This window comes from Bradyrhizobium australafricanum, assembly GCF_020329495.1.
In the GTDB taxonomy this organism is placed as follows: domain Bacteria; phylum Pseudomonadota; class Alphaproteobacteria; order Rhizobiales; family Xanthobacteraceae; genus Bradyrhizobium; species Bradyrhizobium australafricanum.
In genome coordinates, this window is the sequence record NZ_JAGKJL010000020.1 from 115173 (window position 1) to 133351 (window position 18179).

General features: G+C 63.9%; 21 protein-coding genes and 1 pseudogene. 7 read left to right on the forward strand and 15 right to left on the reverse strand.

What is annotated here, in order from left to right; translation table 11 throughout:
• Nucleotides 1-6: 6 nt before the first annotated feature.
• Entirely contained in the window at nucleotides 7-189 is a 183-nt protein-coding gene (locus J6525_RS19600; protein ID WP_168856031.1) for a hypothetical protein, read from the reverse strand.
• A gap of 52 nt (nucleotides 190-241) precedes the next feature.
• On the opposite strand from J6525_RS19600, the gene J6525_RS19605 reads away from it, so the two are divergent.
• The gene (locus tag J6525_RS19605) at nucleotides 242-400 is read left to right on the forward strand and encodes a hypothetical protein (RefSeq protein ID WP_225645895.1); all 159 of its coding nucleotides are present in this window, start codon (nucleotides 242-244) and stop codon (nucleotides 398-400) included.
• A gap of 247 nt (nucleotides 401-647) precedes the next feature.
• On the opposite strand, the gene J6525_RS19610 is transcribed toward J6525_RS19605, so the two are convergent.
• The 4 genes and pseudogenes from J6525_RS19610 to J6525_RS19625 form a co-directional block, all read right to left on the reverse strand.
• A complete protein-coding gene (locus tag J6525_RS19610) occupies nucleotides 648-1910 on the reverse strand; it encodes a CaiB/BaiF CoA transferase family protein (protein WP_225645923.1) in 1263 nt (420 codons plus the stop codon).
• A gap of 293 nt (nucleotides 1911-2203) precedes the next feature.
• A complete protein-coding gene (locus tag J6525_RS19615; protein ID WP_026193083.1) occupies nucleotides 2204-2626 on the reverse strand; it encodes a GFA family protein in 423 nt (140 codons plus the stop codon).
• 334 nt (nucleotides 2627-2960) lie between these two features.
• Nucleotides 2961-3194: pseudogene (locus J6525_RS19620) on the reverse strand (hypothetical protein); the annotation flags it as partial.
• Between the two features lie 239 nt (nucleotides 3195-3433).
• Nucleotides 3434-3550: a GcrA family cell cycle regulator gene (locus J6525_RS19625; RefSeq protein WP_225645896.1), complete on the reverse strand. Its 117-nt coding sequence runs from the start codon at nucleotides 3548-3550 to the stop codon at nucleotides 3434-3436.
• Nucleotides 3551-3678: 128 nt separating this feature from the next.
• On the opposite strand from J6525_RS19625, the gene J6525_RS19630 reads away from it, so the two are divergent.
• From J6525_RS19630 to J6525_RS19640, 3 genes are all read left to right on the forward strand, one after another.
• Nucleotides 3679-4314 carry a LexA family transcriptional regulator gene (locus J6525_RS19630; protein ID WP_225645897.1) on the forward strand — a complete coding sequence of 212 codons (636 nt, stop codon included), beginning with the start codon at nucleotides 3679-3681 and terminating at the stop codon, nucleotides 4312-4314.
• A 160-nt stretch (nucleotides 4315-4474) separates the two neighbouring features.
• Nucleotides 4475-4750 (forward strand): hypothetical protein, encoded by a 276-nt coding sequence (locus J6525_RS19635; protein ID WP_092082975.1) that lies wholly within the window; start codon nucleotides 4475-4477, stop codon nucleotides 4748-4750.
• 164 nt (nucleotides 4751-4914) lie between these two features.
• On the forward strand, nucleotides 4915-6066 hold the full coding sequence (locus tag J6525_RS19640; RefSeq protein ID WP_225645898.1) for an OpgC domain-containing protein: 1152 nt from the start codon (nucleotides 4915-4917) through the stop codon (nucleotides 6064-6066).
• 79 nt (nucleotides 6067-6145) lie between these two features.
• Here the strand turns inward: J6525_RS19640 and J6525_RS19645 are convergent, their stop codons facing one another.
• The 10 genes from J6525_RS19645 to J6525_RS19690 all read right to left on the reverse strand — a co-directional run bounded on the left by J6525_RS19645 (nucleotide 6146) and on the right by J6525_RS19690 (nucleotide 15091).
• Entirely contained in the window at nucleotides 6146-7000 is an 855-nt protein-coding gene (locus tag J6525_RS19645) for an HpcH/HpaI aldolase/citrate lyase family protein (protein ID WP_225645899.1), read from the reverse strand.
• 3 nt (nucleotides 7001-7003) lie between these two features.
• Nucleotides 7004-7459: a MaoC family dehydratase gene (locus J6525_RS19650; RefSeq protein ID WP_016847346.1), complete on the reverse strand. Its 456-nt coding sequence runs from the start codon at nucleotides 7457-7459 to the stop codon at nucleotides 7004-7006.
• Nucleotides 7460-8197: an enoyl-CoA hydratase/isomerase family protein gene (locus tag J6525_RS19655; protein WP_225645924.1), complete on the reverse strand. Its 738-nt coding sequence runs from the start codon at nucleotides 8195-8197 to the stop codon at nucleotides 7460-7462. It abuts the gene before it with no gap.
• A 48-nt stretch (nucleotides 8198-8245) separates the two neighbouring features.
• The gene (locus J6525_RS19660) at nucleotides 8246-9445 is read right to left on the reverse strand and encodes a CaiB/BaiF CoA transferase family protein (protein WP_225645900.1); all 1200 of its coding nucleotides are present in this window, start codon (nucleotides 9443-9445) and stop codon (nucleotides 8246-8248) included.
• A 110-nt stretch (nucleotides 9446-9555) separates the two neighbouring features.
• Nucleotides 9556-10272: an ABC transporter ATP-binding protein gene (locus J6525_RS19665; protein WP_225645901.1), complete on the reverse strand. Its 717-nt coding sequence runs from the start codon at nucleotides 10270-10272 to the stop codon at nucleotides 9556-9558.
• On the reverse strand, nucleotides 10269-11027 hold the full coding sequence (locus J6525_RS19670; protein ID WP_225645902.1) for an ABC transporter ATP-binding protein: 759 nt from the start codon (nucleotides 11025-11027) through the stop codon (nucleotides 10269-10271). Before J6525_RS19670 ends, J6525_RS19665 begins: the two co-directional genes overlap by 4 nt.
• Nucleotides 11028-11029: 2 nt before the next feature.
• Nucleotides 11030-11809: an SDR family NAD(P)-dependent oxidoreductase gene (locus J6525_RS19675; RefSeq protein WP_225645903.1), complete on the reverse strand. Its 780-nt coding sequence runs from the start codon at nucleotides 11807-11809 to the stop codon at nucleotides 11030-11032.
• Nucleotides 11806-12834 carry a branched-chain amino acid ABC transporter permease gene (locus J6525_RS19680; protein ID WP_225645904.1) on the reverse strand — a complete coding sequence of 343 codons (1029 nt, stop codon included), beginning with the start codon at nucleotides 12832-12834 and terminating at the stop codon, nucleotides 11806-11808. Before J6525_RS19680 ends, J6525_RS19675 begins: the two co-directional genes overlap by 4 nt.
• Nucleotides 12831-13733: a branched-chain amino acid ABC transporter permease gene (locus J6525_RS19685; protein ID WP_076834117.1), complete on the reverse strand. Its 903-nt coding sequence runs from the start codon at nucleotides 13731-13733 to the stop codon at nucleotides 12831-12833. Before J6525_RS19685 ends, J6525_RS19680 begins: the two co-directional genes overlap by 4 nt.
• A 98-nt stretch (nucleotides 13734-13831) precedes the next feature.
• Nucleotides 13832-15091, reverse strand: a complete 1260-nt coding sequence (locus J6525_RS19690) for an ABC transporter substrate-binding protein (RefSeq protein ID WP_225645905.1) — start codon at nucleotides 15089-15091, stop codon at nucleotides 13832-13834.
• 171 nt (nucleotides 15092-15262) lie between these two features.
• On the opposite strand from J6525_RS19690, the gene J6525_RS19695 reads away from it, so the two are divergent.
• Genes J6525_RS19695 through J6525_RS19705 form a run of 3 tightly spaced genes read left to right on the forward strand, consistent with a single transcriptional unit; the run spans nucleotide 15263 to nucleotide 18170 of the window.
• A complete protein-coding gene (locus tag J6525_RS19695; protein WP_225645906.1) occupies nucleotides 15263-16759 on the forward strand; it encodes an AMP-binding protein in 1497 nt (498 codons plus the stop codon).
• Nucleotides 16756-17400: a TetR/AcrR family transcriptional regulator gene (locus J6525_RS19700; RefSeq protein ID WP_157345231.1), complete on the forward strand. Its 645-nt coding sequence runs from the start codon at nucleotides 16756-16758 to the stop codon at nucleotides 17398-17400. The genes J6525_RS19695 and J6525_RS19700 overlap by 4 nt, the downstream gene beginning before the upstream one ends.
• Nucleotides 17397-18170, forward strand: a complete 774-nt coding sequence (locus tag J6525_RS19705; protein WP_225645907.1) for an SDR family NAD(P)-dependent oxidoreductase — start codon at nucleotides 17397-17399, stop codon at nucleotides 18168-18170. The genes J6525_RS19700 and J6525_RS19705 overlap by 4 nt, the downstream gene beginning before the upstream one ends.
• Nucleotides 18171-18179 lie beyond the last annotated feature (9 nt).

Here is an 18179-nt window from a genome sequence, read left to right on the forward strand (position 1 = left end):
AGCACCTCAGGACAGTGAGGGATCGCGCGGCGGCTCAACCGCCAAACGTTCGATCAGCTCGATGACCTCGGAACGCTGGTCGGGCGCAAGTCGAAGGAAAGCCTTCAACAGTCGCAGGCTTTCCAGTGTTTCGCTCGATGGAGCTCCGAGCTTCTTCTGCAGCTCCGCAACGTATGTGGGATTTTTCATCTCGCACCTTAAGTGAGGATTACGAATGGCATACCCAGGTAAACGTGAAGGCTTGGCCCAGAAGGTCGACACCGCAGCACAAGAGGCCGAACGCCTCGGCCTCACCACGGCAACCCTCATCCTCCGGATGGCACGCCTCGAGATTGATCGGGCGGAGCCCGAGGAAGTTGAAAGTATGCCAAGGAACAACTTGCGCAGCAAGCCGAACTGAGTTCCCGAAACGGACCAGCTCCAAGGCCGCCGGCGACGCCCCGGGCCTGCGACGCCTGAAGGACATCTCGCCAGGCGAGAGGCTTTCCTCTCGCCTGCGGTCAGGTTGTTTTGCGAATAGTTGATCTTTTGTGCAGGCTGAGCACGATGGGGCGTTTTCGAGCGAAGCGGATACCGGTTCGCGTCAAGGAAGCGCGTCAAACTGGAATCTAGAGCCCCGTTCCGATTCAATCGGAACGGAAAAGGCCCTAGCCGGTGTTGCCTGCCTTGCCGAACGCGCCGGCCTCGGCCAGCGCGGCAATGCGCCGGTCGTCGTAGCCGAGCGTCTTGCTCAACACGTCCTTGGTATGCTGACCGAGCAGCGGGGCCGCAACAGGATCAACGGTCGGCGTCAGGCTCATATTGACGGGCGACTCGATGTTCGGAACCGAGCCGGCGGTTGGATGCGCAATCCTGCTCAGGCGATGCCGGTCGCGCACCTCGGGCGCGTTGAACCCCTCCTCGACCGTCCGCAGATAGCCAACCGGAATGTTGGCCTTCTTCATCTTCGCCATCCAGTTCTCGAGCGTGTCGCCCGCAAACACGCTGGCAATGATCGCGCGCAGCTTCTCCTTGTTGGCCGTCCGCGCCTTGCGGTGAGCAAACTCGGGATCGGTGACGAGATCCGGACGTTCCAGCACGTCGGTAACGAGTCGGCGATACAGCCGGTCATTGGCGCAGGCCATGTAGAGCGGACCATCGGAGGCCCGGTAGACGCCGACGGTCGGCGAACCGTTCGGAGAGTTGCCGAAACGGCCGGGATTGTTGCCATTGATAAGATAGGCCATGCCGTAGAAGCCGGTCATTGACACCGCGGTGTCGATCAATGCGACCTCGACCTGCTGACCGCGACCGAGCCGATCGCGCGCGATCAGCGCCAGCAGGATGGCGTTGCAGGCCGACATGCCCGTCGCCATGTCGACGATCGGCGGCCCGGTGCGCACCGGCTCGCCATCCGGAAAGCCGTTGAGCGACATGAAGCCGCTTTCGGCCTGCGTGATCGGGTCGAAGCCCGGGCGCAGCGCGAAATCGCCTTTGCGGCCGTAGGCGGAGATCGAGCAATAAATCAGCCGCGGGTTGGTCGGCGCCACCGACGCATAATCGAGACCGAATTTCCTCATCACGCCGCCGGAGAAATTCTCCACCACGACGTCGGCCTTGGCGATCAACGCGCGCGCAACCTCGAGCGCGGCCGGATTGTTAAAATCGAGCGCAATGCCGCGCTTGTTGCGGTTGAGGCTCAGATACGCTGCGCTCTCCCCGCCGATTTCAGCATGCTCATAGGCGCGCGTGTCATCACCGCCGTCCGGATTCTCGATCTTGATGACTTCGGCCCCGAAGTCGGCCAGCGTTTGCGTGCAGGCCGGACCGGCCACGACGCGGGTGAAGTCGACGACCAGCAGGCCGTCGAGCGCCGTCGGAACTCCCTCCCCGCGCGGCGTGCGCCCCGGCAATTCTGGTCTGGTCATGATCTGACGCTTCCTCTTATTTTATCAGGCGAAATACGCCGGTCCGTGCCAAGACCGACACTGCTCGCCTTTTAGCGGAAGCTCGTCAGCAAAACCAAACCCGGATTTTGCAGGGCGGGACCTTCGTCAGGCATGGCTGTCGATGACCCAAAGACGACCCGGCGGCCGCCGACGTGGTCGGACGCCTCGCATGCGAAGCAAGCCTGCCGGATGCCGATTTGTGGGGCGCGGAGCCCATACGCAGGCGGGTGGCGGCACGCCGTCGCCACCCGCTTTCGTGATGGGGAGCCTTCGAGCTATTCGGCGATCATTTCGCCGGAGCCGCCGAACTCGGCCGGAAAATCCTTCAACTTCGGCAGGCCATCGCGTATCTGCAGCACTGCCTCGGAATAGTTGACGTGAACGCCTGGGCTGAATTTCAGCGTCGGGATCGTTGCGGTAAACACGTCGACGAGCCCGAGCGTCGGGTGGTTGGTCATCAGGTGACCGCCGCACTTTGTGCAATATTTGCGCTGACTCATCGCGGTCTTCTCGAATGTCGCGATGTGGTCGGCGCCCTTGGTGACCTCGACCGCCTCGGGCTTCCAGAGGCTGAACGCATTCACCGGACCACCGGACCAGGAACGGCATGAACGGCAGTGGCAATAGCCCATTGCCTCAGGCTCTCCGCTGACCTTGAGTTCGACGGCGCCACAAAAGCAGTTTCCAGTGTGATTCATCGGTCGTTTCTCCCTTGGGTTATTTTGATTGGGCCCGCGTCGGCATCGATCCACGTTGCTACTGGCGTTCGTGATGCAGAGAAGATGGCCGCGGCGAACTCCCTTGCGTGGACGTACCAGACCCTTCCCCGCGCGAGGCCTCGAATGCAGGCAGGTCGTCGACGCGACGGAAGTTACATGAGAGTCCGCGCCGCTGTCGACCATCTTCGACACAGCCTGGCCGGGCCCAATCCCGACCGCACACAAGGAAGGAGTTCAGTGCGAGGCAAGGCACAGTCATCCGATCAATTGCTGCCGTGCCGGATTCCTGCGCGGCAAACCGGCACGTCGGCAATCACGTCAGATCAGGACGGTCCTTCACCGGAACCCTGCTTGCCGTCGCAAGCCCGTACATCAGCGCCAGCCGATCCAGGGACTGCTTGAGCCGTCGCGCAAAATAGTCCTGCGAGCGCTGCGTACACAGCCTGCGCCGCAGTCCAACCTGCTCCATCGTCATGCCGAGGATCAGGACATCGTGCACCGGCGCCGAACCGTCGGCGCCGAGTTCATGCTCGGCGCGATTGAGGCGAGAATACGTGGCTTTTGAACGAAAGTGACGCCGACGGCAATAATAGATAATCTAGGACCGCCTCGTTGTTCTCACCCATCCTTAGCTCGACGACCTATCCCTTCTGCAATACCACGCGACCAACCATCGCCCAGCGCAGCGGCTGGCGCCCATACTTGCGCCATTTGGCCAATCGGAAGCAGATATTCACGGCGTTATCTATCCGCAAACATTCAGTCGACTGATCAAGTGTGGCGCGCCTAGGCCGTATTGAAGGTAGCGTTGATCGTGTCAGCGATTTTCGAATAGGACAAGCCGCGGGCGCGGAGATCCTGCAGGGCTGCCGAATGCTCCGGCAGCCAGTTCATCATTTCCATTCCAAATTCCCATTTCTGTCATCCCGCCGGCGCCTTGCACATCTTCCGATATTCCGAGGAAAAGAGTCAGACTTGTTTCTGATAATCGTAACGGCTATAGTGTCTCAGGGTTTGGGAAAGGATGAAACATGCTGGACGCGGCACTGATCGAACGAGCACTGGAAAAGACCGGGAAGAGCAAAGGCGGGCTTGCCCGCGCGATGGGTGTTCGGGCCGGGGCAGTCTCCGAAATCCTGTCGGGAATAAGGTTGATCAAGGCATCCGAGATTGCCCCGATCATGGAGTATTTGGAGCTGAATTCGGTGCCGATCGTGGGCCGGGTCGGCGCCGGCGCCTCGATCCAGCCGGAGCTTGAGCAGGTCCCGCCGGAGGGTCTCGGCGAAATCGAGCTTCCGTTCCCGATGACGGAGGAGACCGTCGCTTTCGAGGTCTCGGGCGATTCGATGCTGCCGAAATACGAGAACGGCGACGTCATCGTGGTGTATCGCGAGCAGCGCTATCCGCTGTCGAGCTTCTACGGAGAGGAAGCTGCGGTCCGGCTGAAGAGCGGCGAGCGATATCTGAAGACGATCGAACGCGGCAGTTCGTCCGGCACCGTCAACCTCAAGAGCTTTAATGCTAAGCCGATCAACGGCGTAAAGCTCGAATGGATCGGCGAAATCTGCGTCACCCTGCCCCGCGGCCAGATCGAAAGGCTGCGCGGCAAGTCGGCGAAGGGTCGCAAATCCGCCCGGACGCAGGGCGGGCGATCGTCCGAGAAGTAACCGCGCTGCTTCAGAGACCGGCCGGATCGATTCGGACGCCTTCGGGACGAATCGGTCCGGCCATGCATGCCTGAATTTCGGTTTCAACAATTCACCTTGACACATTTCCGATTATCGGAAATAATGCGCGGTAACAGTCAGAACATCGAACGATCAGGCAATGCAGTATTTCGTCGTGATGATCGACTATGGCCGCCGTGGCCGCGAGGCGATCGTCGATCCCAAAATGACACGACGCGACGTCGTCTCACGAATCGCCTCGGGAGAATATACGAACATCAGCTTCATTCACGAGATTGCCGAGCGTTCGGTCGAGGATGTCACGGACGACCTGCTGGCCGAGGCCGCCCTGCCGGAGCTCCCCGTGACCGGCGCGAACCTGCAAGCCAATACGCTGGATCACGCCCGCGACCTGCGCAAACACGAACCGGTCTGACACCGCTCACGAGTTGATTGCGAAAACGTGATCTTTCTTGAGCCGGCCACTTGGCCGGAACCCGAAACGGACTAGATAGGGTTCACGCAAAGTCTATTCGGACCAGGCGCGGGTTCCCTCTAGATTAGCGATTCGTTTCTCGGGCCGGCAAATTTCAGCTTCAGATGACTTCGACAACAAACGCCGAGATCGCGAAAGCCGATGGCGATCTCAGGATCGCGCTGCTGCTTGGCATCGCAAACTGGTTTCTGTTTCTGGACCATATTCCGCACAACGTCGTCGGCGCGCTGACCATGCGCAACTTCGGCTTCAGCGGCGCAACCGACCTTTTTGTATTCGTCGGCGGCTACGCCGTGACGCTCATCTACGCCAGGATGACGCTGGAACGCGGATTCCTGGTGGCCGCGACCCGCATCTTCAAGCGCGTATGGCAGCTCTATGCCGCCTATATCGTTCTGTTCGTGATCTATGTCGAGTTGATCAGCTATGTCGCTACCCGGACCGCGGCGCCGGAGATCATCAGCGAGTTCAACATCACCGGCTTCATCGATCACCCGATCCGGACGTTGATCTACGGCCTGTTCCTGCAGGCCAAGCCGCTCAATCTCGACGTGCTGCAACTCACCATTGCCTTGATGGCGTTCCAGCCCATCATCGTGTTCGGGCTGTTGTACGTGCCGAACGCGACGGTCGTCGCGTCCTTGACCCTCTATGCGGCCGGCCGGCTGCTCGACTGGAACCTGTCGTCATATCCGTATGGAGACTGGTACCTCAATCCGTTCTGCTGGCAATTGCTGTTCGTGATGGGCGGCTGGCTCGCGCTGATCGGCGCGCGGCATGCGCCGGCGATCCGCGCGATGCAGGCTGCTCCCGCGCTGCGCGCCATGGCGTTGCTGTATCTGCTGTTCGCCCTGACGATCGTCTCGAGCAGCGATATCCCGGCACTCGCGCAAATGATGCCGAGCGGGCTGAGCGAGATGCTGCCGCCAAACGACCGGGAGGACGTCGCGCCTCATCGCATCCTGCACTTCCTGACCCTGACGTTCCTGTTCACGTGGCTGGTGCCGCGCGATTGGGAATACCTGCGATCTCATGCCTTGCAGCCGATCATCAAGTGCGGCGAGGAATGGTTGGCCGTGTTCTGTGCGGGCGTCTTCCTCTCCTTCGCTGCGCACCTGATCCTGATTACGGGCCCATACTCACTGGCAAGGCAGGTCGCGGTCAGCATCGCCGGCATCGCGGCGATGACGGCCGTCGCCTACTACGTCTCGTGGTCGAAGCAGCAGGACGGCAAGTCGGCCGTCGCTCATTCCTGATTCCTGCGGTTTAGTCGATCGCCAGCGACCGCCGCAGCTCACTATCGCGCAACATGGCGGTATCGGCCCGCCTCCCCGACTATTTCTTGCGCGAAGCCAGGATCTTCTCGGCGGCGCGCAGATGCGGCTTGTCCAGCATCTTGCCGTCCATCTTGGCGACCCCCGACGGGTTATTGGCGAACGCGGCGATCACCCGCTCCGACCATGCAATCTCCTCATCCGTCGGCATAAAGGCCGCGTTGACGACATCGACATGCTTGGGATGGATCACGGCCTTGGCGAGGAAGCCATCCTGCCGCGCCGCGATCGCCTCGGCCTTCAAGGCATCGAGATCGTTGATGTCGGTCGCGATGGTATCGATCGCGACGACGCCGGCGGCGGCCGCGCCGATCAGGCAGAGATCGCGCGCCAGGATGAAGGGCGAGTGATAGCGGCCATCACTGCGGTTGCGGGTCGCGCCGAGCGAGGCCGCGAGATCCTCCGCGCCCCACATCATGCCCCACAGCCGCGGGCTCATGTTCTCGAAATCGAGGATTTTCAGCACCGCCCGCGCCGTCTCGGTCGCGACCGTCACGATCCGGGTGGTGCCCTGCGCGATATCAGAGGCCGCCTCGAATGCGTCAAGATAGAGTGCGAGCCGGTTGACGTCGGCGGCACCGGCGCATTTCGGCAGCACGATTCCATCCGGTTTGCCGGGCATCACGGCGGCGAGATCGCCGAGCGTCAGATCCGTGTCGAGCGCGTTGACGCGGATATAAAGCTGCTGCTCCGGATTGCGCGCATCAAGCATCTGGCGCGTGATGCCCCGCGCAACCACCTTCTGGTCCGGCGCGATGGAATCCTCGAGGTCGAGGATCAGCGCATCGGCTGCGGTCTTCTTCGCGCTTTCATACTTCCGGGTGCTGTCGCCGGGAACGAACAGGAACGATCGCATCGCTTACGCCTTCGGCTTGCAGTGCATCAAGCCGGTGCGGCGGCAGCTTGCCACCACCTCGCCGCGCTGGTTGGTCATGGTGTGCTCGAACTCGACGATGCCCTGGGTCGGCCGCGACTTGCTGGCGCGCTTGCCGATGATTCTGGTGTGCGCCTTCAGCGTGTCGCCATGGAACACCGGCTTCGGGAACTTGACGTCGGTCATGCCGAGATTGCCGACGGTCGTTCCCAGCGTCGTATCGTACACGCTCATGCCGATCATGATGCCGAGCGTATAGAGGCTGTTGAACAGCCGCTGGCCGAACTCGGTCTTCTCGGAGAAATGCGCGTCGATATGCAATGGCTGCGGGTTCATGGTCAGGAGGCTGAACATGGTGTTGTCCATCTCGGTCACGGTGCGGCTGAACTCGTGATGGAATTCCTGTCCGATCTCGAACTCTTCGAAATACAATCCAGCCATTTACCGTCCCTTGTAGTTGGGCGCCCGCTTTTCGACGAACGCATTCAGCCCTTCCTGGCAATCTTCCGTCGATGCGACCACAACAAAGCTTTCCGCCGTGTTTTCCACCGAGCGGCGGAAATCGGCATCGACCGCGCGCATGAAGGCGTCGCGGCCGATCTTCATCACGATTGGCGATTTCGCCGCGAGCTTGCGTGCGATCTCGCGGGCGCGCGCGAGCGCGGTGCCCTTCGGCACCACTTCGCTGAGCAGGCCCATGCGAAAGGCGGTCGTGGCATCGAAGGGCTCGCCAAGGAACAGCGGGCCGAATGCCTGGTGCTTTCCGACCAGCCGCGGCAACTGCACGAAATGGATCGCCGGGATCAGGCCGACATCGATCTCGGGATAGCCGAATGTCGAGCCGTCGCCCGCGACAATCATGTCGCAGGAGATCGCGATCGTCATACCGCCGGCGCGCACTGCGCCATCGATCGCCGCAATGGTCGGCTTGCCCATGCGATACTGCGTATCGTTCAACGCAAAGTATAGCCGCTCGAGAAATGTCTTGGTCTCGATCGCGGGCTTGCCCCTGACGATGTCGAGATCGAGGCCGGCGCAAAACACCTTATGGGCGCTGCTCATGACGACGGCGCGCACTGCGTCGTCATCGCGCGCTTTCGCCAGCGCCGCCAGCAGCGCATCGATCAGGGGAATGCTGAGTGCGTTGACCGGCGCGCGATCCAGCACGATCTCCGCAATCTGGTCGGTGACCGAGTAACGTCGGTGCTCATGATGTGTTGCCTCCCGTTAGCTCTTGGCCTGCCGCACCGCGCCCGAGAGCAGCAGGCCGTCGATCTCGGCGGAACCGAAGCCGGCCTCCGTCAGCACGGCGCGGCTATCCTGCCCGACGTCAGGCGCGGGGCAAAGGTGATCCTCGGACAGGCCCGCGATCCCCGGCGTGCGTGGTGTGTAGACCGTGCCGACGCCAGGTGTGTCCTGGCGCACCGACGCCCTGGTCGCCTCGACATGGACGTTGCGCAGCCATTCGCCGGGATTGAGGATCCGCTCGGCGATGATATCGGCCGCATGCAGCCGGGTCAGCCAGGCATCCGTCGCCTGGGTCAGGAACACCTCGCGCAATTGCGGGATCAGCGCGTCGGCCGCATCGGCGCGGCGGGCGAAGTCGGCAAAACGCGGATCGCCGGCGAGGTCCTCACGGCCGATCGCACCGCATAGCCGCTTGTATTGCGGCTCGTTCACCAGGGTGACCATCATCCAGCCGTCCTGGGTCTGGTAGGTGCCGGCCGGAACGTTCAGCGCGCGCGGCGCGCCGCCCTCGAGGATGAACTCCGCCACCTTGTGGCCGAGCAGCGCCGACGTCGACTGGCAGAGATTGACGTCGATCCAGCGTCCGGTGCCGACGGTGGCACGCGCGAACAGCGTCGTGGCGATGGCCTGGAACGCATAGACGCCGGTGACGACGTCGGAAATCGTGGTGCCGACCCGATGCGGCACGCCATCGGCGCCGAGATTGACCGAGACCAGCCCCGAGAACGCCTGCGCCACCGAATCCGAGCCGGGCCGCTTGGCGTAGGGGCCGCTCTGCCCGAAGCCGCTGACCGACAGGTAGACCAGGCCGGGATTGTCGCGCGACAGGCCCTCATAGCCGAGCCCGAGCCGCTCTGCGACGCCGGGACGAAATCCTTCGATGAGGACGTCGGCCTCGCGCGACAGCCGCTGCGCGATCGCGATCCCGTCCTTGTGCTTCATGTCGAGGCACAGGCTGCGCTTGCCGCGGTTGTAGACCGCCGACAGCGTTGTGTGATTGCCGTAGGTCGTGCCGAGATAGCGCGACCAGTCGCCCTCCGGCGGTTCGACCTTGATGACGTCGGCGCCGTAGACACCGAGCAGCATCGCGCAATAGGGCGAGGCAATCCCCTGCCCGAAATCGAGTACCTTCAGCCCGCGATACGGCGCTTCATGCGTCGGCGTCAGCTTGCCCGCCATTTGTCCTCCCATCGCTGTCGAAGTGCCCTGTCCTTTGGGTATGATCCCCGCGCAAACGCTGCGCGCTTGTCGCGAGGGAAAACCGCTGCGCGCTTTTCGCGGATCATGCCCTACAGCGCCAGATAGCGCTGCCGGATGTTGTCGTTGGCCTTCAGCTCCTCGATGGAGGATGTGTAGACGATCTGTCCCTTATCGATAACCGTCGCGTGGCTCGCAAGGCCAAGGCAAAAATGCATGTTCTGCTCGGCGATCAATACTGTGGCACCGGTGCCGCGGAGCTGCCGCAGCAGCTCGCCGATGCGCTGTACGATGATCGGCGCCAGCCCCTCGCTCGGCTCATCCAGCAGCAGCAGCGCCGGATTGCCCATCAGCGTGCGGGCGATCGCCAGCATTTGCTGCTCGCCGCCGGACAGCCTTCCGGCGATCCGGTGCCGCAGCGGCTCGAGCAGCGGGAACACATCATAGACGCGGCGGATCGACCACTCGTCCTCGCCATCAGGCCCCTTCTTCTGGCCGATGACGAGATTGTCCTCCACCGTATGCTCGGGAAAGATCTGGCGGTCTTCCGGCACGAAGCCGAGCCCGGCGCGCGCGATGTGATGCGGCCGCATTCCTGAGACCACCTGGCCGCGCAGGGTCACCTTGCCGCGGCGCGCCGGCGCCAGCCCCATGACGGCCTTCATGGTGGTCGACTTGCCGGCGCCGTTGCGGCCGAGCAGCGCCATGGTCTCGCCCTGCCGCACCGACAGGCCGACGCCGAACAGGATCTGGCTGGTGCCATAATAGACGTCGAGGTCCTCGACCTGCACCACCGGCTGCGCGCTCATGCCACCGCTCCCGCGTGGTCGTCGCTGCCGAGATAGGCCTCGATCACGGCATCGTTCCTGCGGATCGCGTCCGGCGTCCCGGTCGCCAGGATCCGGCCGTAGCACAGCACGACGATTTGGGGCGCAATCTTGAACACGATGTCCATGTCGTGCTCGATGAACACGACGGTGATCTTCTGCTTCTCCCAGAGCTCGCGCACCTTGTCGATCATGCGCCAGCGCTCCTCGGTACCCATGCCCGCGGTCGGCTCGTCGAGCAGCAGCACCTTGGGCTCGAGTACCAGCGCGAGCGCGATATCGAGCAGCTTCTGGTCGCCATGCGACAGCGTCGCCGCGGTCCGGTTGCGCTTGCCGGCGAGGCCGAGCAGCTCCATCGCATGCTCGGCGCGGTCGCGCGTCTCGGCCAGCGGAAACCGGCGATGCATCACGCCGGCGCGGCGCTGATCGGCACAGACTGCAGCCAGCATCGTCTCCTCCACCGTCAGCGACGGGAAGATGCTCGCGACCTGAAAGGCGCGGCCGATGCCATGGCGCACGATCTCCGGCGGGGCCTTGCCCGCCATGTCGACGCCGTTGAGCAAGATCTGCCCGGCATCAGGTTGCAGCGCGCCCGTGATCAGGTTGAAGAATGTGCTCTTGCCGGCGCCGTTGGGGCCGATCACGGAGGTGAGCGAACCGTCAGCGAAGTCGAGCGAGACGTTGTCGGTCGCCTTGACGCCGCCAAAGGATTTCGAGAGTCCGCGAATCTCCAGCATGGCTAACCGCTCGCCTCCCGCAACCCGCCATAGGTGCTCCACGACGTGCCGGCAAGCCAGCCGCAATCGACCGGCACGTTGGCGCCGGTCATCGCGGAGGCCGCGTCGGACGCCAGGAATGCGACGACGCGGCCGATCTCCGAGGGGTCGACGAGGCGGCGAAGTGCTGCATTGGCAGCCAGCGCCGAGACATCCCGCTCTCCCCGATCGATGGCATTCTTCAGCGCCGGCGTCAGCGTATAGCCGGGGGACACGGCATTGACACGGATGCCGGACGGCCCCCATTCGGCCGCGAGGCATTCGGTGATGGCAATCACCGCCGCCTTGGCGGGCGCATAGGCATGCAACGGCATCGAGCGCATGCCGGCAATCGAGGCGATGTTGACGATGCTGCCGCGCTTGCGCGCGATCATCTGCCGCGCAAAGGCAACGCAGGCGACATAGGTGCCGCGCTGGTCGATGCGCACGACGTCGTCCCAGGAGGTCATCGGCAGCTCGTGCGGCCGGACCGGCACCTGGATGATGCCGGCGCTGTTGACCAGCACCGCGACCGGGCCGCCGTCGCGCTCGATCGCGGCCGCACACGCCTCGACGCTGCGCTCGTCCGCCACATCGGCCGCAAACGCCTTGCCGCCGACTTCCGCCGCAACCGCCTGCGCCTTGGCAAGATCGCGGTCGAGAACGGCGACGAGATCGCCGGCCGCTGCGAGCTCACGCACGCACGCCGCGCCGATGCCGCTGGCGCCGCCGGTTACGACGCTGATCCGCGTCTGTGCACTCATGGCGCGCGCTCCCCGGCTTCTCCGCGACGCTGCGCGAACCATTCGACGACAAAGTCCATCAGGCCCTTTCGCAGGCCGATGGCAAAGAACAGGATCACAATGCCGAGCACGATGCCGTGATACTCGGTCAGGCGGGTAACGGTATCGTTGAGGATCAGCAGCAGCACCGTGCCGACCATCGGTCCGAGGAAGGTTGTCACGCCGCCGAGCATGTTGATGAAGATGCCCTCGCCCGAGATCGTCCAATAGGCGAACTCGGGATAGGCGCCGGAGACGAACAGCGCCATGATGATGCCGCCGGTCGACGCGAACAGCGCAGCGAGCACGAAGATCGTCAGCTTGGCGCGCCAGACATCGATGCCGATGAAGCTCGCCCGCGTGGCGTTGTCGCGGATCATGCGCAGCGTGTAGCCGAACGGCGATTGCGCGATCTGGCGCATGAGCAGCAGGCCGATCACCAGCAGGGCGCAGCTCGTGATGTAGAGATGTAGATGATTCGACAGATCGATGCCGAGAAACGGCGGCCTCGGGATCCCGCCGCGCAGGCCCTGGTCGCCGCCGGTCAGCGATTGCCACGACAGGATGGTTGAGTGAATCAGCATCTGAAATGCCAGCGTGACGAACGCGAAGTAGATTTCCTTCAACCGCACGCAGATCGCGCCGATGACGACGGCGACGACCAGGGTCATCGCCAGCGTGGCGACGAAGGCCACCGGGATCGGCACGCCGGTCTTCTGCATCATCAGCCCGAAACCATAGGCACCGAGGCCGAAGAACATGCCGTGGCCGAACGAGATCAGTCCGGTGTAGCCGACCAGAAGGTTGAGCGACGTCGCGAACAATCCATAGGCCGCGCAGCGGATCACGAAGTCGAGCAGCTGCTTGCTGCCGAAGATGAACGGCAGCAGCGCGAGCAGGACAAAGGCCGCGAGCGCGATCAGCACATCGCGGTAACGCTGCGGCCTGGCGTCGATCCGGGCAACATCGAGGGGCTGCGTGCCCTGCCCAGCCTGCAATTCGGTCATGCGACCTCCTTGCCGAACAGCCCGCTCGGACGCGACACCAGCACGACCACCATGAACAGATACATCAAGCCCTCGGTGAACAGCGGGAAGCCGAGCGATCCGAAGGAGCGGATCAGGCCGATCAAAAGCGCGCCGATCAGCGCTCCCAAGATCGAGCCCATACCGCCGATCACGGTGACGATGAAGGACTCGATCAGCACCGAGAACCCCATGCCCGGTGTCAGCGAGCGCACCGGCGCGGCAAGCGCTCCCGCCAGTCCCGCCAGCATGCCGCCGAGGGCGAATACGCCGCCATAGATCAGCCCGGTATTGATCCCGAGCGCCGAGACCATTCCGGGATTATGCGCAGCCGCACGGATCACCTTGCCGATCCTGGAGCGCGCCAGCCCCAGGCCGAGAACAACGGCCGCGGCGAGCGCCACCCCGATCAAGAGCAAATAGTACGGCGGCACCACGCCGCCGGCGATGAACAGCGGCGGCACCTGGAATGCAGCCGGCATGCCCATCGACTTGAACTCAGGCCCCCAGATCATGCGGACGACATCGTCGAAGATCAGCACGAAGGCGTAGCAGACCAGGAGCTGCATCAAGACGTCGCGGCCGTAGACCCGGCTCATGAACACGCGCTCGAAGATCAGGCCGAGGATCGCGGTGCCGACGGCGCCGCTCAGCATCGCCAGCGCGAAGCTGCCGGTGAGCTGATAGGCCGTCATCGCGAAATAGGCGCCGAACATATAGAAGGCGCCGTGGCTGAAATTGACCACCTTGAGCACGCCGAAGATCAGCGTCAGCCCAACGGCGACAAGGAACAGCAGCATGCCGATGATCAGGCCGCTGGTGGTTTGCGTCACCAGGCAGGCAGGGCTGGCGAGGCAACTGGCGAGCGCGTCGAGGTCCACGGAAAATCATCCATCACGGCGGGCCGCAACGTCGGCGCGCGACAAACATCAGATGCGAGGCGGAGGCAGCAGATTGCCGCCTCCGCCCGACATGCGGATCAGGTGTAGCCCTTGCTCTTCTTCCACTCGGCTTCGAGCTCGAAGATGGTCTTCCAGTCTCCAGCCTTCACATCGGGCACGTAGGGCTCCTGCGGGATCGTGGTGCCCCAGCCGATGGCGTAGCCGACCAGCGTGTGATCTTCGGCGCGCATGGTCACGGTGCCGTCGGCGCCGAACGGGCACTTGATGGTGAGCCCGGTGAGCGCTTCCGCGACCTTCTTGCCGTCGGTCGAGTTCGCCTTCTTGACGGCCTCGTTGAGGAACATGACCGCCGTCGCGTTCTGCCACGACCAGTTGGTCGGATACTCGTTGTACTTGGCCTTGTAGGCATCGCCCCAGGCCGCATTTTCGGGCGTCGGCGGGAATGTCTTGATATAGCGATCGCCGGAGTGGATGCCCTTGGGCAGGTTCTTCACCACCGTGAGTGCGGTGTAGTCGGCCATGTTGACCGCGAACACCTCCATCTGGGTGAACATCGCGTAGATGTTGGCCTGGTCGATGTAGGAGGTGAGATCGCCGCCCCACAGGCACGAATAAAGCGCCTGCGGCTTGGCCTGCAGGATCTTGGTCACCACCTCGGTGTAGTCGGGCTGGAACAGCTTTGGCCAAGACTCGCTGATGATCTCGACGTCGGGCGCGAACTTCTTCAGATACAGCACGAACTCGCCGGTGGTGTCGCGGCCATAGGCATAGTCGGGCGAACAGGTCGCCCATTTCTTCAGGCCCTTGGCCTTGGCGATCCCTGCCGCGTAGCTGGCGCCGACGATCGAGTCGTGAATGCCCTGCCGCACGCAGCGGAAGGCGTTCGGGATGTGCTGCTTGGGATCGGCGGTCAGCGATGACGCTTCCGAGCAGGTGTGGATGCAGAGCACGCCGAGATCGCGCGCCACTTCGTGAACCGCGAACGATCCCGAGGACGCTTCGCCGTCGAGCAGCATCTCGCAGCCGTCGGTATTGACGAGCTCGCGCGCGACACGCGCGGCTTCCTGCGGCTGTCCCTTGGAGTCGCGGATCACCATCTCGATCTGCCGTCCGGCAAGGCCGCCGGCGGCATTGACCTTCTCGACCTCCAGCAGCACTGCGTTGCGCGAGGACGTTCCGAGCTGCGCGACGCGGCCCGACAGAATGGTCGGCATGCCGATCTTGATCGTCTTGGCCTGTGCGCGCGCCACCCATGGCGCGGCAAAGCTCACCGCACCGGCGCCCATCAGCGCAAGCGTCGAGCGCCGGGTGATGCCCGGTTTCCGGGTCCTCTTCATCATTCCCCTCCCTGTCGGGTTCGCGTTCCCAAAATCCCTGCCGGAGATCGTTCCGTCTCCATGACCACGATGTTTTCAGAGCAAGGGGGGTGACGTCAAGCCAAAGATGAATTACGACTCATAATTCATCTAGGGAGAAAACGGCGCCGGAATCGGCCCCGCCAGCGGCAAATGATCAACCTTTCCAGCTTCATCGCATTTCATGCCCGGCGGACTCCGGACCGCTGTGCGCTGAAATATCGCGGTGAGGACGTCTCCTACGCCGACTTTGATCTGCGGATCCGGCAGGTCGGCGGCTGGCTCGCGGCGCGCGGGATCGCGCCCGGCGACATCGTCGCCGTGCTGATGAAGAACAGCACGGCCTTTCTCGAGCTGGTGTTCGCGACCAGCCATATCGGCGCGGTGTTCCTGCCGATCAACTATCGCCTGTCGGCCGATGAGGTCGGCTACATCGTCGGCAATTCGGGCGCGCGCCTCTTGGTCGCCGACGAGGAGTTTGCCGCGATCGCCGCCGGCGGCGCGCCAGTCGTGCTGCTCGATGAGGTCGCGCAATCCAGCGTCACCAACCTTGCGCCCGACATCGCGCCGGCGCCGATGCATGTCTGCCAGCCGCGCGACCTGATGCGGCTGATGTACACCTCGGGCACGACCGATCGTCCCAAGGGGGTGATGCTCACTTACGAGAACGTCTACTGGAAGTCCGCCGACCAGACCTTGGTGCTCGGGCTCAACGCCGACACGCGGCTGCTCGTCGTCGGTCCGCTCTATCACGTCGGCGCGCTCGACCTGCCCGGCATCGCGGTGCTCTGGCATGGCGGCATGCTGTGCATTCACCGCACCTTCGAGCCTGAACCTGCGCTCGCCGCGATCGAGCGGGAGAAGCTCAACGCGGCATGGTTCGCGCCGGTCATGACCACGGCCCTCCTCACTCATCCGAACCGCGAGCGCTACGACGTCTCCAGCCTGCAATGGGCGATCGGCGGCGGCGAGAAGACACCGGAGCTCCGCATTCGCGCCTTCTCCGACTATTTTGGGAAGGCGCGCTACATCGATGCCTACGGCCTCACCGAAAGCTGCGGCGGCGATACCTTCATGGACGCCGGCCGCGAGATCGAGAAGATCGGCTCGACCGGCCGCGCTATCGCCCATGTCGAAATCGAGATCCGCGACGATGCCGGCAAGCGCCTGCCGGCCGGCCAGAACGGCGAGATCTGCCTGCGCGGCCCGAAGGTCACGCAGGGCTACTGGAAGGATCCGGAGAAGACCGCATCCGCCTTCTTCGGCGACTGGTTCCGCACCGGCGATGTCGGCTATCTCGACGACGACGGCTTCCTGTATCTGACCGACCGCAAGAAGGACATGATCATCTCCGGCGGCGAGAACATCGCCTCCTCCGAGGTCGAGCGCGTCATCTACGAAATGCCTGAAGTGCGCGAGGTCGCGGTGATCGGCCTGCCGGACGCGCGCTGGGGCGAGAAGCCGGTCGCGATCGTGGTGCTGGCCGACGACGCCAAGCTCGACCTGCCCGGTCTCACCGACCACTGCCGGACACGGCTCGCCGGCTTCAAGGTGCCGCGGCAGCTCGTCATCCGCGACAGCCTGCCGCGCAACCCATCCGGCAAAGTGCTCAAACGCGTGCTCCGCGCCGAACTCGAGGCCACCGCATGACGCAAGCGACAACCGCCAAGGTGACAAAGCTCAACCGGGTCGAGCGCAACGCCTGGACCAAGCAGAAGATCTTCGACGCCGCGACCAAGGTCGTCGGCAAATACGGCTATGCCGAAGCCTCGGTCGCGCGCATCACCGAGGCCGCCGGCGTCGCGCAGGGCACCTTCTACAATCATTTCGAGAACCGCCAGGAGCTGCTCGACCAGCTGCTGCCGAAGATCGGCCTCGACATGGTCCGCTTCATCCATGCGCGCACCGGCACCGCGAGCGAGGCCCGGCAGGAGGTCGAGCGCTTCAGCGCCTTCTTCGATTTCATCCGCGAGGTGCCGGAATTCCTGCGCATCCTCAACGAGGCCGAATTCTTCGCGCCGATCGGCTACCAGAAGCATTTCGACAACATCTCGAGCGCCTATGTGCGGATCCTGCAACGCGCGCGGGCAGCGGGTGCGACCAACGCATTCAGCGACGAGGAATTCGAGGCCATCGTCCAGGTGCTGATGGGCGCGCGCGGTTATCTCAGCCGCCGCTACTCCTATTCCGAGCGCGGCGTCACCGCGGTGCCCGACTATGTGATCACCGCCTATCAAAAGCTGGTCACCCGCGGCCTGTTCACCACCAGCGACAAGGGAAGAAAATCATGAGCGCTGAGGGCACCATCCTCGTCACCGGCGGCAGCCGCGGCATCGGCGCGGCGACCGCGACACTGCTCGCCGATCAGGGGCATCGCGTCGTCATCGTCGACATCGCGCCGGAGCCGCTGGTTGGAACAGCCGCCGTCCTGTGGCCGGCGCCGTTCGACGTCGCGAACGAGAGCGCCGTTGTCGCGGGCATTGCCGATATCGAGACCGCGCATGGTCCGATCAGCGGCCTCGTCAACGCCGCCGGCGTGTTCGGCAAGATGCACACGATCGAACGGGTGCGGATGGAGCAATGGGACCGCGAGGTCAATATCGACCTGCGCGGCACCTTCCTGGTCGCGCGCAGCGTCGGCATCGCCATGGCGAAGCGGCGGCATGGCGCGATCGTCAACGTCGCCTCGGTGGCCGGCATGACGTCGGGCCCGATCCACGCCTATACCGCGGCCAAGGCCGGCGTCATCCAGATCACGCAGACGCTCGCCGCCGAATGGGGCCGTTCCGGCGTCCGCGTCAACGCGGTGTCGCCCGGCTTCACCCGCACGGCAGCGCTCGAGGCGGGCATCGCATCGGGCGCCCTGAACAAGGATCTGCTGGCGCGGCCGACCGCGCTGAACCGGCTGGTCGAGCCGATCGAAGTGGCGCAGGCGATCGCATGGCTGCTCTCGCCGCAGAGCAGCGGCATCACCGGCATCAACCTGCCGGTCGATGCCGGCTACATCGCAGGCACCACCTGGGCCGCCTATGGCGGCCTGCCGGAAGCCCCACGCAGCTGAGGACAACGC

Excerpts from the sequence above, each read along its gene's own strand:
- J6525_RS19650 (WP_016847346.1), bottom strand. The coding sequence starts at position 7,459 with ATGGCTGGATTGTATTTCGAAGAGTTCGAGATCGGACAGGAATTCCAT.
- J6525_RS19640 (WP_225645898.1), top strand. The coding sequence starts at position 4,915 with ATGACTTCGACAACAAACGCCGAGATCGCGAAAGCCGATGGCGATCTC.
- J6525_RS19665 (WP_225645901.1), bottom strand. The coding sequence starts at position 10,272 with ATGAGCGCGCAGCCGGTGGTGCAGGTCGAGGACCTCGACGTCTATTAT.
- J6525_RS19625 (WP_225645896.1), bottom strand. The coding sequence starts at position 3,550 with ATGGAAATGATGAACTGGCTGCCGGAGCATTCGGCAGCCCTGCAGGAT.
- J6525_RS19700 (WP_157345231.1), top strand. The coding sequence starts at position 16,756 with ATGACGCAAGCGACAACCGCCAAGGTGACAAAGCTCAACCGGGTCGAG.
- J6525_RS19615 (WP_026193083.1), bottom strand. The coding sequence starts at position 2,626 with ATGAATCACACTGGAAACTGCTTTTGTGGCGCCGTCGAACTCAAGGTC.
- J6525_RS19690 (WP_225645905.1), bottom strand. The coding sequence starts at position 15,091 with ATGAAGAGGACCCGGAAACCGGGCATCACCCGGCGCTCGACGCTTGCG.
- J6525_RS19670 (WP_225645902.1), bottom strand. The coding sequence starts at position 11,027 with ATGCTGGAGATTCGCGGACTCTCGAAATCCTTTGGCGGCGTCAAGGCG.
- J6525_RS19660 (WP_225645900.1), bottom strand. The coding sequence starts at position 9,445 with ATGGCGGGCAAGCTGACGCCGACGCATGAAGCGCCGTATCGCGGGCTG.
- J6525_RS19635 (WP_092082975.1), top strand. The coding sequence starts at position 4,475 with ATGCAGTATTTCGTCGTGATGATCGACTATGGCCGCCGTGGCCGCGAG.
- J6525_RS19600 (WP_168856031.1), bottom strand. The coding sequence starts at position 189 with ATGAAAAATCCCACATACGTTGCGGAGCTGCAGAAGAAGCTCGGAGCT.
- J6525_RS19645 (WP_225645899.1), bottom strand. The coding sequence starts at position 7,000 with ATGCGATCGTTCCTGTTCGTTCCCGGCGACAGCACCCGGAAGTATGAA.
- J6525_RS19680 (WP_225645904.1), bottom strand. The coding sequence starts at position 12,834 with ATGACCGAATTGCAGGCTGGGCAGGGCACGCAGCCCCTCGATGTTGCC.
- J6525_RS19630 (WP_225645897.1), top strand. The coding sequence starts at position 3,679 with ATGCTGGACGCGGCACTGATCGAACGAGCACTGGAAAAGACCGGGAAG.
- J6525_RS19675 (WP_225645903.1), bottom strand. The coding sequence starts at position 11,809 with ATGAGTGCACAGACGCGGATCAGCGTCGTAACCGGCGGCGCCAGCGGC.
- J6525_RS19705 (WP_225645907.1), top strand. The coding sequence starts at position 17,397 with ATGAGCGCTGAGGGCACCATCCTCGTCACCGGCGGCAGCCGCGGCATC.
- J6525_RS19695 (WP_225645906.1), top strand. The coding sequence starts at position 15,263 with ATGATCAACCTTTCCAGCTTCATCGCATTTCATGCCCGGCGGACTCCG.